At 48.8% G+C, this 15,354-nt stretch carries 7 protein-coding genes; 1 reads left to right on the forward strand and 6 read right to left on the reverse strand.

Translation table 11 applies throughout. The features are described 5' to 3' along the window. Positions 1-4: 4 nt before the first annotated feature. From G3M70_00415 to G3M70_00425, 3 genes are all read right to left on the reverse strand, one after another. Positions 5-1,201 (reverse strand): VCBS repeat-containing protein, encoded by a 1,197-nt coding sequence (locus G3M70_00415; GenBank protein ID QPJ60431.1) that lies wholly within the window; start codon positions 1,199-1,201, stop codon positions 5-7. A 114-nt stretch (positions 1,202-1,315) separates the two neighbouring features. Then, positions 1,316-2,845: an SDR family oxidoreductase gene (locus tag G3M70_00420; GenBank protein QPJ60432.1), complete on the reverse strand. Its 1,530-nt coding sequence runs from the start codon at positions 2,843-2,845 to the stop codon at positions 1,316-1,318. 106 nt (positions 2,846-2,951) lie between these two features. After that, entirely contained in the window at positions 2,952-3,785 is an 834-nt protein-coding gene (locus tag G3M70_00425; protein ID QPJ60433.1) for an MBL fold metallo-hydrolase, read from the reverse strand. A 207-nt stretch (positions 3,786-3,992) separates the two neighbouring features. Here G3M70_00425 and G3M70_00430 point away from each other — a divergent pair, with 207 nt between their 5' ends. Beyond that, on the forward strand, positions 3,993-5,489 hold the full coding sequence (locus tag G3M70_00430) for a pentapeptide repeat-containing protein (GenBank protein QPJ60434.1): 1,497 nt from the start codon (positions 3,993-3,995) through the stop codon (positions 5,487-5,489). 42 nt (positions 5,490-5,531) lie between these two features. Here the strand turns inward: G3M70_00430 and G3M70_00435 are convergent, their stop codons facing one another. From G3M70_00435 to G3M70_00445, 3 genes are all read right to left on the reverse strand, one after another. Beyond that, a complete protein-coding gene (locus tag G3M70_00435; GenBank protein QPJ60435.1) occupies positions 5,532-12,779 on the reverse strand; it encodes a filamentous hemagglutinin N-terminal domain-containing protein in 7,248 nt (2,415 codons plus the stop codon). Between the two features lie 24 nt (positions 12,780-12,803). Further along, the gene (locus G3M70_00440; protein ID QPJ60436.1) at positions 12,804-14,405 is read right to left on the reverse strand and encodes a ShlB/FhaC/HecB family hemolysin secretion/activation protein; all 1,602 of its coding nucleotides are present in this window, start codon (positions 14,403-14,405) and stop codon (positions 12,804-12,806) included. 444 nt (positions 14,406-14,849) lie between these two features. Continuing rightward, positions 14,850-15,344 (reverse strand): hypothetical protein, encoded by a 495-nt coding sequence (locus tag G3M70_00445; protein ID QPJ60437.1) that lies wholly within the window; start codon positions 15,342-15,344, stop codon positions 14,850-14,852. Positions 15,345-15,354 lie beyond the last annotated feature (10 nt).

Consider the following 15,354-nt stretch of genomic DNA (forward strand, 5'->3'; position numbering starts at 1 on the left):
ACAATCAGCTTGGTTCGGCTTCAGGTTCAGGTTCAGGCTGGTAAATCGAAAAACCCTGAGGCAGGTTGCGCTTGGTCAGAACATTGATCATGTTCTTATCACGGCAGGATACAGCGATATCCATTTTGCCATCCTTGTTAAAATCCCCCACCACTATACCCTGAGGATACTCTTCAACACGATGCTCCTTGGCCGGATAAGTGAACGTTCCGTCACCAAACCCCAGCAAGACTGAAATCGTATCATTAGTTGCATTTGATATCGCAAGATCCGGAATATTGTCACCTGTAAAGTCATAGGAAGCGACAAACTTTGGAAACTCCCCGGCAGAAAAATCTTCAAGTGCCTTAAAGGTACGATCCTTATTGTTGAGGATCATGGTGATGGCATGGAATGAGTTGCTGGAAGTGAGCAAATCCATGTAACCGTCATTATTGGCATCAAGGTTAATTATCGTTAGCGGCTGCCTTCCTCCTCTAAATAGATTTGAAGGCAGAAATTTTCCTCCGCCTTTACCCCAGAACAATTGGATACCCGTTTTCCCTGTCCCGGCCAGAGCCACCGCCATATCCAGAATGCCATCGTTATCATAATCACCGGAAATGATTCCTGTAGGCTGCCCTTTGACGGGGTGATGTTCTGGCTCGCTGAATAAACCGTTGCCCTTTCCCCACAAAAATGCCACTTTGTGGAACCGTAGAGAGACCACCAGATCCGTCAGCCCATCACCATTAAAATCCGCCGCGGTAAGATTGATTGGAATCTTTCCGGGTTTGAGGATTTCTCCCGTATCGCGGAAAGAGTTTCCTGTATTTATAAAAACGTGAATCGTCTGATCCTGGTAATTCAGTTCAGCAAAGTCCGGAAGCTTATCGTTGTTGAAATCTGCAACCGCGATACAGATCGGGTCTGCTCCTGCCTTGAGCTTGATTCCTTCCTTGAAAGAACCATCCCCATTGCCTTTTAAATACGACAGGGTATGCTCAGCGCTATTGGCTACCAGCAGATCCAGATTGCTATCATTATTAAAATCATCGGAAACGAGAAACGAGGGTTCCTTTCCGGTATCCGCTACTCCTGACAGGAGAAACAATCTGGGAATTTTTAGTTTCTTTTTTGGGGGCTTGGAATCGGAACAGGCCAAAAGGCTGAGGCCGAAAATAAGCACTGCGAAAGATAAAAACAACTGTTTAATTTTCATAGTTTTGCCTTTGGAAAAGCAGGAGAATATCATACCGTTCGCCACTTCACAATATGGATAAGAAGCACGCTGTTCCGGGTTCTGATCCTGCTTCCCTCTGTTCGGAGATTGCGTTTATTTATCAGCATTCACAGCCTGTCGATAAAAATAATTGAGCATGCCCTTGAAAATATAGGTGTGGAAGCTTTGCATGAATCCCCAATATAATTGGCCCCAGAAACGGTACGGAATAAAATGAGCTTTCAGAGTAAGACGGGTGCCACCAGAGGATAAAGGTACCAGACTGAATTGTAACCAGGAAAACCCAGGCGACATCAACTCAGCTCTCAATAATAATTCCCTTGGCGGCTCCAGGATTTCGACCCGCCAGAAATCCACAGAATCTCCCAATCGCAATTCCTGGTCATCACGCCTGCCACGATGCAGCCCGACCCCCCCCAGGAGCCGGTCAATCCAACCTCGAATTTCCCACAAAAAGTTTCCGTGCAACCAACCATGCTTTCCACCAATCCGGCACACGATATCGAAAACTTTTTGGGGCTCTTCTGGAATGTCGATAGAATGCTCATCAATCACAAAATCTGTGGACTCATACTCGCAAATCGGCATTAAATCTCCCATATTTTCAGGAGGAACGTCGGTCCAATGGGAAAATACTTTCCTGTTTTTTTCTTTTTCAAGAGCCCAAATTACAGCAGTATTAAAATCAAGTGGTTCGAAGGGAATTAACTCCCGTACATAATTATCCGGGCATACCACATCGGTACGTAAACTCTCCAGCAAAAGAGTCACAATATTTACTGAAACAGGGCTGATCAAATGCATCCACCAGCCAAATATCCGAATCATAATAAAAACAGGAACAGGCACCCACCCAACATCGATAAAACCAATCTTTCGTTTCATGATTTTGGCGAATCGTTTCACCAGTTCCCGATAGGTCAATACGTCCTGGCCACCAATAGGGTATTTCCCGGTTTCCAAATCGGGTAACTCCATTAGTCCAACCAGATACTTAATGACATCCCGGACTGCGATCGGTTGGCACCTGGAGTTAAACTCTGAAAGAAAAGGAATCCACCGGTGATGTAAAACAAGTGACTTGATAAGTTCGTACGATGCACTACCTGTCCCCAGAATAATTGCCGCTCGCACCCTCACCACAGTGCACCGGGCTTCAGACAAAATGGCACCGACTTCAATACGGCTTGAAAGGTGAGGTGAAATCTCCTTACTGGTTTCTCCCAGTCCCCCCAGATAAACAATTCGTTCTAATTCCCATTTGTTGGCAGCTTGAACAAAATTGCGCGCCACTTCCTTTTCAGCCCCGCTAAACTCTCTTTTGTCGAGTCGGAGGCTATGCATCAGATAATAAGCAACTTCCATTCCTTCCATCGCTCTATCCAGTTGTTCCGGGTTGCGACCATCAGCATACACATACTCAAGGTTTGGATGTTTAAGAATGGGAGCCACGGTTTGGGTACGCAACATACATCGGACTCGATACCCTCTAAACAAGAGTTCCGGAACAAGACGCCGCCCAACATAACCATTTGCCCCAGTCACTAGAACACGAGTGTCCGGCGGTAACGGTTTGGTGGGAAGATCATCGGTGTAATGGTAATTTACTTTTTCCGGGTCCATGAAACCACATGGGTTGGTTACTCTTATTCAGCACTGAATATCTATTTTTTAAACTTTAATTTTCGAGGGAACACCGACCCTACGTTTTCCTATGCAAGGCTCGAGGTTAATTGCGGTGACAGAAAAAGGGGTTATGACGATTTTCTTCACCAACGGTAGTAGCAGGCCCGTGCCCCGGATGCAAAACCGTTCTATCAGGAAGACTGAGTAACTTTTCGGTAATTGAATCATACAGATCCCGCCAGGAAGAATTAGCCCTCCCCATGGAACCTGCAAATATACAATCTCCGGAAAAAACCGTATTATGGATTTTGTAGGATACGCCTCCCGGCGTATGCCCCGGAGTGTTTAAAGTTTCTATTATTAACTGTCCCAGTATTAATTCGCCTTCATCTTTAATCACTCTAAGGTCTCGACTACCCCGCGGCTTAGGCTCCATTTTTCCAATCCAGGTCGGACACTCAAAAGCCTTGTCCAGCTCTCCCAACCCCCAGGCGTGATCGGGGTGATTATGAGTCAGCAGGATGCGGGATACGTTCACATTTTTTTCACGCACTGTTTTGATGATCGTTTCAGGGTTGGCCCCTGTGTCAATCACCACAGATTCTTTCGTTTTCGGACAGGTAACGAGATAGCATTTAACCGGATAAGCACCCATAAAAACTTCCATACAAGTTAGCTCGAATGAGGGATCGACCACCGGTGTTTTTGGAACCCATTGTTCCCTGGCAATGATCTTCAATGCTGTCGCATCGAGATCCAGGACTTTTGCCAGTTCAACTATCTGGTCATCCCGAGGAGTCAGTTCATACCGTTCCATCCGGTCGATTTCGGATTCCGGTATTCCGGCAGCCCGCGCCAGGTCCCGCTGAGACATCGCCTTGCCGTCCCGGGCCTTTTGTAGAAGATCACCAAACTCGTCTTCAAGTGAAAGCGTCATCCTGATCCCTGAATTATAGGTATTTCATTATACAGTACTCCTCATTAAACCCTGTTCAGCCCCCTATCTGCTCTGCGTTTCAGAATTTCCGTATTCTCCCCCTTGCGTTCCGTTCAACCGTGGGCTATGGTTCTAGTTTGCATTCAATCTAAACTATCGATTTTAGAGCCGAAAACCCGGCTACCTAATAGCATAAAGGAAGTAATCATGCCCGACCTGACCCGGGAAGAAGTAGAAGAACTGCTCGAAAAAATGCGGGAAATCCGCGAACGGGAAGAAGAGGAAGCGGAACAGGAAGATTCGGCAAAACCCGAAGAAGAAACATCAGAAGAAGCCCCTCCTGCAGATGATAAAGAAATTGCTGCATCCACAACCGAATCAACGGAAGACGAGGCAACTGAAAAAGAAGGCGAAACCGAGGATGAAGTATCCAGTGGAGAAGACGGGGAACCCGAAGAAGAAGGTGAGCCTGAAGAAGAGCGCCCCACCCTTTCCGATCTTGATCTGGAAGGTCTTGATCTTTCCGGTCTGCAATTTTACGGAATAGACATGATCGGAACAAAATTGAAGGGTTGCGACCTGCACGATGCAGACCTGTCCGAGTCCAATATGGAAAACGCAGAGATGGTTGAAGCCAATTTACAGGATGCCATTCTGATCTCGACCTGCCTCAAAGGTGCAAAACTTAACAAAGCCAACCTGGAACGCGCAGACATGCGCAAATCAGAATTTCATGAAGCCGACCTGACAGAAGCCAATCTGATGGAATCGGAAATGGGGAAGGCGAGGTTCATCAGGGCGGTATTGACTAAAGCAAACATGACAGGAGCTGATCTCAACCGCTCCAACTTCAAAGGAGCAGACATGCGCCATGTCGATCTGTCAGATTCAAAAATGGCCGCTGCCAACTTTTTTGAGGTGAATTTTACCGATGCCAATCTGACAAGAGCCCAGATCAAGGGAGCCCGACTGGCACAGGCATTGTTCAAAAACACTAAAATGATGCGTGCCGATCTGACGGGCGCTGATCTTTCCGATTGTAAAATTCTGGGAGTCGATCTCAGCAGATCAAAATTCAATGGCTCCATTCTAAGACGGGCCACACTGGACGGTTCCAACCTTACAGAATCTGTGCTCGATATCGCCGACTGCCATCAGGCCAGCCTGGTAGGAGTTGTTTTGGAAGGTGCAAAAATGCAACGCATTAAACTAAACGAGGCCACCCTAAAGAATGCCAGACTTGCCGGAGTAGATCTCACGCGTGCGCGTCTCAATCAGACACAGCTCGAAAGTGTCGACCTGAGTGGCGGGATTTTAAAAGGAGCCGATTTCTCTGAAGCCAATTTGGAAAATGCCGATCTCAGCAGAGCCAATTTAAATGAAGCAATACTCAACCGGGCACGTGCCAAAAATTCCTTTTTTACAGGTGCCGATTTAAGACAGACCCAGGCGGAAGAGGCAGATATGGAAAATGCGGATTTCGCAGGATCACGGATCAATAGGGCAAATTTTAAAGGAGCCCGTTTGGTAAACTCTGATCTTCATCGCGCTGCACTCGATCAGGCTGATTTCTCGAAAGCCGATTTGAGCAAGGCCAACCTGAATGGAGCCAAACTCTATCGGGCCAATCTCACCGGAGCCAATACCAAAGGCGCAACTTTTGAGGGTGCCGACCTCACCGAAATTGAAGGGTATACAGGGTAGAAAACCCGACCCCGACCTGTAGACTCAGGAAGCAGTTTCAATTTATTTAAATGACAGAATAGAACCCGCTTTTTTGAAAAAGGAAAGAATGCCGGAATCTTTTTTATCCTGACGGCGCTTGCGCGGTTTGGAAGCGGTTTTCTTTTCTTTTTTAGCCCGTTTTTTCTTCACCGCTTTTTTCTTCTCCCGGGAATCCGTTTCCTTAATATTTTCCACATTAAAATCATTCCAATGCCACACATTCTCCAGATGAGCCAGGTCACCGTCTTCTGGATTACCTTCCTTCACTTCCACAAGGGGAAAAGGCTCGCCAAATAAATCTCCAAGGTGCTCACCACCTGGAGAACCCGAATCTTTTATCTTTCCTGCAGGTGAACCCTCAGCCGGATCCCAGTCGAAGCGGTTTGAGCCGCTGGCAAATTCCAAATCAATAATGTTATCGATCGTCCGTTCAATGGACAAGGCATCGCGATCCTTTCCTGTATCGCCCAGCTCCTGACTGAGGGTGAGCCCGGAGGCGCGATCCTTGATAAAAAACCGCCCAATAATTATTTCGATATTGTCAGTACCGGATAACATCCCATTATAGGATCCAAAAATATCACCATTACTTCCCTGAGTCAGGTTGGCAAGATGCAGTGAATCGGTTTCAAAAAATGCAATGTCTCCGTTGGTTGAGTTGGTGAGGTCCAGCGTATGAATGCGCGTTTCAATCGGGTTATCTTCTGTACCAAAACCATTAGTGGTGCGTGCAAACAATCCTCCGTTTGCAGCGATGATGTCTTCACCACCAATATCACCGCCATCAATCACCGCCCCTCCGACTTCCAGATGAATTGCGTGAAGGGAACTACTGTCGCTTACCAGCTGCCCCAATGTCAGGTTACCAGCTGAGTTTAAGCGTAGCGTGCCCATCCCCGCATTCAGGAACGCTCCATCGTCAAACCCGATACCGCTAGAAGTGCTGCTCACAACCACTGGACCGTTGGCGTCGACACCACCAACAAACTGGATCGCCTGTGGAGTACTCAGGCTGAATGCCCCGCCTATATTGGAATCGCCAAGACGAACCGTCTGTCCGTTATTGAAGAGATTGGATATTGAAACATTACCGCCTGAACCAGTGAACAGGTTGAGCGAACCCCCGAAAAAGTTGCCCGAATCGTTAAGCACAATCCCCTGCCCTGCACCGAAGGCTCGTAGAGTGGTATTTATTGGTGACACAAGTGGCCCTTGCAAGTTGAGCCCTCTGCCCCACACATCAAACTCCTGAGTGATGTTGGCAGAGTTGATTGTCACATTCCCCAAAGTGGCATTACCGGTTGTAAACAAAGATAAAAAACCCGCACGCAAAAACGCCAATTCAGTAGTATCCAGGGTCATATCACCCACGGCAGTACCAACGCCCAGTGCCCCACCATCAGAAGTTCGCAGCCCAAAAACACCATCGCCCACGCTCAATTGACCGTTTACCGCAATGTCATCTGCAGACAATATGATGTTGCGAAACTCCGACTGATTATCAAAGGTAGCCATTCCTCCGGAATGGATGTCCATTAACAGAATTTCTTCGCTTTGGGCCCCGGTAACACCATCAACAAAAACAGCACCTCCTGTATCTGTTCCTATTTCAAGATCCCAGGCTACAATTTTATCCAATTCATTTCCGTCTAATGTCAGTCCACAGGCACCCCCACAATTTGCATTGCCCAGACCTATGGTCCCACTCTGGGAATCGACAACGGTCATCTTACCGGCACCAACATTCACCGCAGTTCCGTTCAGGGTCACATCGGCTGCTGTCAGGTTGAGGTCACCGTTGGTGTTGGTGATGACACCCGCGGTCTGGTTGAAGGTACCGGTCCCGTCTGCATCCACATCTGAATTGACCGTCAGGTTACCGTTTCCAGTTAAGTTTCCACTGACAGTCACCCCATTGTTGGTGCGAATCGTATCTCCATTCATTTGACTGGTACCGGTTACCGTCAACTGATCCAGCGCGGTCGTGCTGCCGATGTTCCCACCAAAAATTGTGGTTCCTGCGCCTGAATTGACCTGAACGTTCGCCCCACCATCAAGTGTGTTGTTAAAGGCAATGTTGCCACCGGTTGCGCTAAGCAACACGGGGCTGGCATCAGCGTTGGCGGTCACTGCGTTATTGAACGTCATCGAACCCGCTGTTGTGGCAATATCCACACCACCATCAATTGTGGTTGTCCCGTTTGCGATCAGGGATCCAAAGGAAGAATTCATTCCATTAAACGTCAACATTGTTCCATTTAATGTGGTACCGGCATTGTTGGTCACATTATTTACTGTGATCCCTCCTGTGCCGTTGCCGAACACAAAACCACCTGCCGTGATCTGGCCCAGTTCCGTGTTGTCCAGGCGCAACCCGCCAGTTGCGTCCCCAAGGCTCATGTCCTGATTCTGTGATGCGATGAGTGTGGTTGTGCCCCCTCCTGAATTAAGTGTTCCGGTCAGATTAAAATCCTGAGCCGTAATCGAAAGGGCGTTGCCGCCTGTTGAAAGAGAGCCTGACTGTTGCGTGAAAGTTCCACCACCGGCATTCAGGTTGAAACCCGAAGCATTACTGGCGGTAACCATTCCATTAAATGTGATTCCGTTGTTGGTCAGAAGAGAAGCTCCGGAAAACGTGGTTGTGCCATTTACCGTCAAACTGTTCAACCTTGTAGTCGCACCGACCGAACCACCGAAAATCACATTCCCGGTTCCCGAGGTGAGAGTCAGATTCTGTCCGCCATCTACATTGCCATCCAATGTTAAGTCGCCTCCGCCACCACCAGTAGATAATTGGACAGACCCATTAGTTAAAGAAAGAGTATTGTTAAAACTCATACCCATGTTATTCGTCGTAATGTTAACCCCGGCGATTGTGGTCGGGCCATTTACCGTCAATAAACCGAAAGAAGAACTGCCTCCATTAAATAAAACCGTCGATCCATTGACTGTATTGTTCAGCGTGTTGTTGACGTTATCGACTGTTATCCTTCCGGTACCATTGCCAAAGACAAATCCTCCGGTGGTGGCAAAATTGCCAAGCTCTGGGTTACTGAGACGGAAGTCCCCCACTTCATTGGCATCACCCAGGCTCATCCCCTGATTCTGTGAAGCAATGATGGTCGTAATCCCTGCGCCAGAGTTGGTTCCGCCGGCCAGGTTAATATCCCGGGCGGTGATGGACAGGGCATTGCCGTTGGTGTTCAATGTTCCCGCCTGCTGATCGAAAGTACCGACACCCGTATTGTCCGCATCCGCATTAAGATCGAGGCCGGAGTTTGCGGTGACGTTTCCATTGAAGGTGATGCCGTTGTTGGTTTCCAGTGTGGACCGGGCGATGGTGGTCGTTCCGGTTGCAGACAGGCTGTTCAATGTAGTCGTGTCACCGACGGAACCATTGAGTGATATTGTCCCGGTCCCCGAGTTGAGCGCAAGGTCCTGCGCCCCGTCTATGGCACCAATCTGGATATTTCCCCCACCGATTCCGGTATTTATATTGACCGCACCGGTATCGAGCGTGACCCCGCTATTAAATGTCACATCTCCATTGGCCGTGTTGATGCTTGCCCCGCTGATCGTACTGGCACCGGTAACGTTAAGCGATGTCAGTGCCGTGTTGAACCCGATATTGCCATCCAGGTTGATCCCGCCTCCCCCGGAGTTCAGTACCAGATCCTGACTGCCATCCACGGCATTGAGGTTGATTCCTCCAACCCCTGAACTGATCGTACTGTTTCCGCCCAGGGTCAGGTTATTGTTAAAAGAAACCGGTCCATTCTGTACGGTGACATCTCCGTTTATGGTTGAGTTGCCCGACACAATGACCGAGCTCAGAGATGTTGTGGAACCCACGTTCCCCTGGAACGTAGAGGTCCCCGTGCCGGTACTAACGGTCAGGCCCTGATCTCCCGGAGCGGCCCCTTCAATTGTTCCTGAAAAATTCACATCGCCCCCACCAGCCCCGGTGTTGATGTTGACCGTATTGCCGAGTGTGACGTTGTTGTTGAAGGTCACGTTTCCGTTGGAGGTATTGAGGGCCGAACCATTCAATGTGGTGTTTCCTGTAACGGTAAGTGAGTACAAGGCAGTGGTATTGCCTACACTGCCGCCAAAGGTTGAGGTGCCTGCACCGGAATTGACCTGTACATCAGCTCCGCCATTGAGCGAGTTATTGAAAAAGATATTGCCGCCGGTTGCTCCTAAAATAACGGGATTGGCATTGGCATCTACAGTCAAGGCATTACTGAATGTCATGGAGCCCGCCGCAGTGGACAAATCAACGCCATCCTTGATATTGGCAATTCCATTAACCGTCAGGCTGTTGAATGATGAGTCCGCGCCCTCAAAAACAATCGTGTTGCCGGTCAGGGAAACTCCGTTTGCGATATTGGCAAGATGAGTGGTGTGATCCACTCCATTGGCGGTGAGAGTTCCAACGGTGGCATCCACACTCAAACTGCCTGCAGTGATTCGGCCCAGCTCCGTATCGTCCAGACGGAAACGACCGGGATTATTTGCAAGTGCCAGATCAACACCATTGGCATTGGTGGATCGGATCGTTGTTGAAGCACCACCACTGTCCAGGCTACCGTCAAGCATCATGTTTGATGCTGTGATGTCCAGTGCCTGCCCCATCGTGTTAATGGTTTTCCCTCCTGAAAGGAAAAAGCTTCCCGTACGATTACCATCGACATCGGCATTGATGGTGAAAGGGCCAGCCCCTGTAAAGTCCAGGTCACTGTTTAGGGTGAGTCCATTATTTCCGTTGCCAGCTTCCAGCCGATTGGCATTGTTCTGAAAAATTATTTTGTTGGCACCGGCATTAATAAAATTGGCCGAACCGGTCATGCCCACATTGTCATTAAATGTCAGGTCTCCTGCCGTCGTTATACTGTCATCCAATACAATCCCATTGGCGCCGTTCAACGTCAATGCACCGGCCCCTATGATCCCCCCTGTTGTTCCTTTTAAAGTCAGTGTTCCCGTAGCAGAGGACAGTGAAATCCCTGCAGCAAGATTTAAACTATCAGGAATATTAAGCGTTGAGGGATCATTTATATTATTTACATCCCCATCAAGGGATAAGCTCCCGCCAGCAGTCAAATCAGAATTAACCGTGACACCTTCAAGCGCTTCGACGACAAGAGAACTGTTTAAAAAATTTGAAGCGTTGTTTCCAAAGTTTACTGAACCTGCAGGCAGCACCCCACCAAAACTTCCCTTTACTGGATTTACTGCTCTTAGAATAGTTGTTCCAGTTACCATTGGCCCCGAACTGACTCCGTTCACATCAATCCTTCCAGCCCTGCCTTCGAAATCTGTTGTACCGCCAATAATCAGATTCCCGGCTGTAATATTTGACAATTCCGTATTGTCGATCCGAAGACCTCCGGTCGCGGCTCCCAGACTTATAATGCCCTCATCCTTTCCAAAAATCGAAACCGTGCCAGTCCCAGCATTAATATGCCCGAGCATCATATCGCCCCCGGCCTTTAAAATAATATCTCCTCCCTGAGTACTGATTTCATCATTCACATCCTGAAATTCAATATTTCCATTTTTGGCAATTAAACTTACCCGGTTTCCGGCTGTTTGGCGGAAGCTTATTCTGTTATCCGTGGTCAGGTCTTCGATAAAAATATTGTCTTCGGCAAGCAGATTGATATTAGTTGTCGCGGATTGACTCTCCAGCGCTAATTCAGAAACCGTGAAAGAAATTCCTCCACTGGCAGCGATATCCGGCAAACTCGTATCACCCGGTTCTCCCAGGATGCCACTTTTTATCGTAATGTTGTCCGGGTCTAAGAGTAACGTTCCCGTTTCACCATTGAGAGCGGTGGTGTCGACTTGACCGTCAAAAAACAGTGTTTCCTTACCGGAAACTTCAACGAAACCACCATCACCAGACAGAGCGCCGCCTCTGGCCCGCACTCGCCCGAGGAAATAATTGCGTCGATCTGCCCAGAAAATGGCGCGGCCGCCATTGCCCGTGTTCATCGCATCGGCCCAGATACTGGCATCAGACCCGACAAAGGTATCGGTCGCATTTTGCACGGTGCCATTGCCCTGATAATCACCACCGAATAGAAGGGTTCCACCGCCTGCATCACCAGAGATGTCGATAAAACCATAGCCATCAAGAAATACTCGATCCCCTAGCACGTGGATAACGCCGCCCGTCTCATCTTCACCGTAACCCGACGCATCGAGTGTTCCGGTAACATTGACCGTTCCGGTCTCACCACCCATCAAATAAATTTCGCCGTTTTTTTCTGCAATGGATTGAGCCTGAATCAGGCCCGACATGTTGATCGCATGGTCCACCAGATCACGTGCCGCGTTCACACCCAGTGTCACGCGTCCGCCATCTGCAAAAATTTCCCCGCTATTGGTGACAAGTGATGACAGGGGCTGACCGTTCGGCCCTAACACCTGTTCGGTCACTTCCGAATCCAGGCCCAGGTTGACCAGTTGGTCGCCATATAAATCAAGCGTGAATGTCTTACCTGAATGAAGCGAGACGCGCCCAAGTTGTGCGTTGATGATGCCGCTGTTTTCAACACCCGGTGCAACAAAAGCGGCGAGTCCACCCTGTTTTACTGTGATGGTTCCCCGATTCACAACCGAGCTGTTGAAAGGTGAGGCGATGTTGAAGTTGTACCGTCCCGCCATGAAATCCTGGTTACTGATATCACTGGTCGTCGCCACCAGTCCGTTGACATCCACCTGCGAACCCTGCCCGAACAGGATCCCATTAGGGTTCACCAGGAACAATTGACCATTGGAGGTGAGCTTGCCAAAAATTTCCGATGCATTGCCACCCGTGACACGACTCAGGTTGACTGAATCTGCCGAGGGCATGTCGAAATTCACATGCTCGCCCGATTGAATGTTGAAATGGATCCAGTCGATAATCGCGCGTTCAGATTGTTGATTGATATTGAGAGAGCCGGAGCCGCCGGATTGAATTGAAGCCGTTCCCCCCTGAACGGTTCCCCCGGATGGGAGCGCATGAACTTGAACAGGAAAAAACGTGACTGCAAAAGACAGCAGAGCAACCCAAAGATGCGCGCAGGAAGCCGGACACAATTTAAGATGACTCAGGAGCGAGGTCTTTTTTAGCCTTGGATTTGTTTTGGGAGATCTGCGGTTTCTCATCTTTTTCTTATCGGTCAAAAAGCCCGAAAATGCAGGTGCCATAAGGGATATCCTCAAATCAAGGTAGCGTGTGATCTGACCCGTTTTAAATTTTTTTGCGTTTTGTCCCATTTATCAATCCTTCTTGCACCGCTATCAGTAACGCGCTGTCAGCCCAAAAAACAGGCGTGGGTCACGGTCACCTTCTGAGGACACAATTTTGTCGATGGGAATGGCCAATTCCCCATAACCTGAAAGCCAGGGTGTGAACGTGGCACGCACCCCGGCCCCTGATGATTTCAGGTCTTCAAAGAAAACCATGCGATTGAACTCGTGCTTGTGAAATACCGCCCCGTAATCAAAAAAGAGATAAGGCTGCAGACTTTTTATCCATTTCTCATTGAAGGCGTGTGTGTACTGAACCTCTGCAATGAGAGACACACCCCCGTCTCCTGCAATTTCCGAGGAATCATAAGCTCTCAAGAAGCGAGGCCCTCCCGCTGTAAATTCCTGGGAAGCCAGCATGTCATCGAAACCCACCTGCCATGCAGTGGACAGCATTAAATTCCAACGCGGAGCCAATCTCTGGAAACGGGTCACCTCTCCCTCAAGGCGGGTGAAGTCTGTGCGACCGAATTGACGGGACAAAAATGCAGAACCGGTTTCACGAGCACCCAAGGCGTTCACCCCCTGAGTGATCCGGGCACTGATGATGTTGATGCCCTGCAACCGGTCAGCGAAATCAAATGTAAGTCCTGCTCGAAAATATCGGACACGATCCTCAGCAGTTGTGATCCCGACTAACTGGGTTTCAGAATTGATCATTCCAAATCCGAAGGATGCTGTGAGGTTACGCTCGCGCGTCCGCCAGATAGGATGGGACAACTGAAAACTGAAGGAGCTACTGTCGCCGTCCACCTGAAACACTTCGAGACCACCACCGGGTTGAGATGAAGCCAGGGACCCTGCGATGAACAGGCGTGTGCCTTCTATCGTGATGGGCAGATCGACAGAACCACTGAAGTAACGCAGCTCATCCGTCTGGGTTGTCAGGATTCCGTTGAGTTGCAGACGCTCATAAAGTTTGAGCATGCTGTTAACTGAAACACCTGCGTTGAATTGGATCGGCCCGTTAAATTGTGAACCCCGGTTATCGAAACCAACATGCGCATCGACCGGCTTGTGTTCCAATATGATGGTCAGTTGAGCCGTTCCGGGATTGGTATCGGAGGGTTTCAACACTGATCTGGCCCGCATACCGGGTTGATCATTGATGAGCAACAGGTTGCGTTCGAGAACTTTTGAGTTAAGGGGCCGCGATTGCAGGATGCGCTTTCGAAATAATTTGAGGACGCGAGTCGGCCCCTGGGGTTTTCCCTGAAAGGTCACTTTTTCAATATGTCCCTCAATGACCTTGAGACGCATTTCACCTTTGGCACCCACTTTTTGCGGTGGAACCAGAACCTGGCTCAGGATGTAGCCATCGTTTCGATATTTTGCAGTGAGCGCATCGGCAATATACTGGACCACACTCAGATTGACTGACCGATCAAGATAGCGTCGATAAACCTGACTCAATTCACCCCGCTTGTAGGCTGTGACTCCCTCAAGTTTGATCCTGCGAAGAACGAACCGGACCTCAGGTTTCTTTTTCTTTTTTTGAAGGTTGGGTTTGCGGGGAACAGGAACCTGTTTCCTGGGCTGTGCTTTTGGGAGAGTGGGGCGTTCGAACCGTTTGTCAAAACGTTCAGGCTCCACCGTCCTCGGCAATATCTGGGAAAACGCAGCGCTTGGAATTAGTATCAAAAATCCCAGAAGCAGAAATCCCGAAATCCAGCAAGATTTGGGAAAACGAGGCAATGGGTTTCTCAAGGAAAACAGCACGGGCGGGGAGACTCCGCAAACTTTGCGACGATTAATTTTGAATGGCATAAAGGAGGGGTCACGCACACCTCTCGTCGGAATTCCTATCGACTTTTTCCTGATTCGGCTTGAACCCGACCAGCGAAATGTCTCTAAACCATTCTTTTCATTAATTTAAAAGCAAAGTTGATGCCAAAGACGGGAGGGACGACAAACGAAAAATACCAATGATATCAATGGGTTAAAAGGCGGGACCTGAGTGACAAGGCCGAAACCAATCAATAAGGGCAAATTTTTCCATCAAGCCCTTATTTTTTACCTGTTTAAGAAGAGTCCGGATCAATCGCCGAGATCAAAGTCTTCTGGCTTAAAATCATATTTAGAAAAATAGCGACGCAAGTTACGGCGAGCTTCTGCAAGCCCTTTTACGTTACCGCGGGATTTTTCGAGCGACTCCGCTTTTTTCATGTGGATGATTGCATTGGCTCCATCACCGAGACGGTCATAGACTTCTCCAACCTCCATATGAGCAGGGGCATCATTGGGGTGTGCCTTCAATTGGGATTCGATCTGGTCCAGTTGGGTTTGGAGTTCCTTTCGGGTTTTAGGAGTTGATTCGCGCAAACGCTGCAACTCGGCATCCAGAAATTCCTGAAGTTTCTGAATGAAAACCCGGGTCATTTCCTGGCCAATTTCCCTGACCTGTTCTCCCATGGGCTCTGTTTCTGCACTTCCTTCCTGAGAGGGCACGTTTTCATGGGCCATTGCATGCAAGGGAAGCAATACAGGGATAGTCAACAAACCGGTAAAAAACAATATTGAAAAGCGAGGCATGGAAATTCCT

The sequence above is a fragment of the Candidatus Nitronauta litoralis genome, from assembly GCA_015698285.1.
Classification (GTDB): Bacteria; Nitrospinota; Nitrospinia; order Nitrospinales; family Nitrospinaceae; genus Nitronauta; species Nitronauta litoralis.

Coding starts and splice junctions, on each gene's coding strand:
- G3M70_00430 (QPJ60434.1), top strand. CDS start 3,993: ATGCCCGACCTGACCCGGGAAGAAGTAGAAGAACTGCTCGAAAAAATG.
- G3M70_00420 (QPJ60432.1), bottom strand. CDS start 2,845: ATGGACCCGGAAAAAGTAAATTACCATTACACCGATGATCTTCCCACC.
- G3M70_00435 (QPJ60435.1), bottom strand. CDS start 12,779: ATGGGACAAAACGCAAAAAAATTTAAAACGGGTCAGATCACACGCTAC.
- G3M70_00445 (QPJ60437.1), bottom strand. CDS start 15,344: ATGCCTCGCTTTTCAATATTGTTTTTTACCGGTTTGTTGACTATCCCT.
- G3M70_00415 (QPJ60431.1), bottom strand. CDS start 1,201: ATGAAAATTAAACAGTTGTTTTTATCTTTCGCAGTGCTTATTTTCGGC.
- G3M70_00425 (QPJ60433.1), bottom strand. CDS start 3,785: ATGACGCTTTCACTTGAAGACGAGTTTGGTGATCTTCTACAAAAGGCC.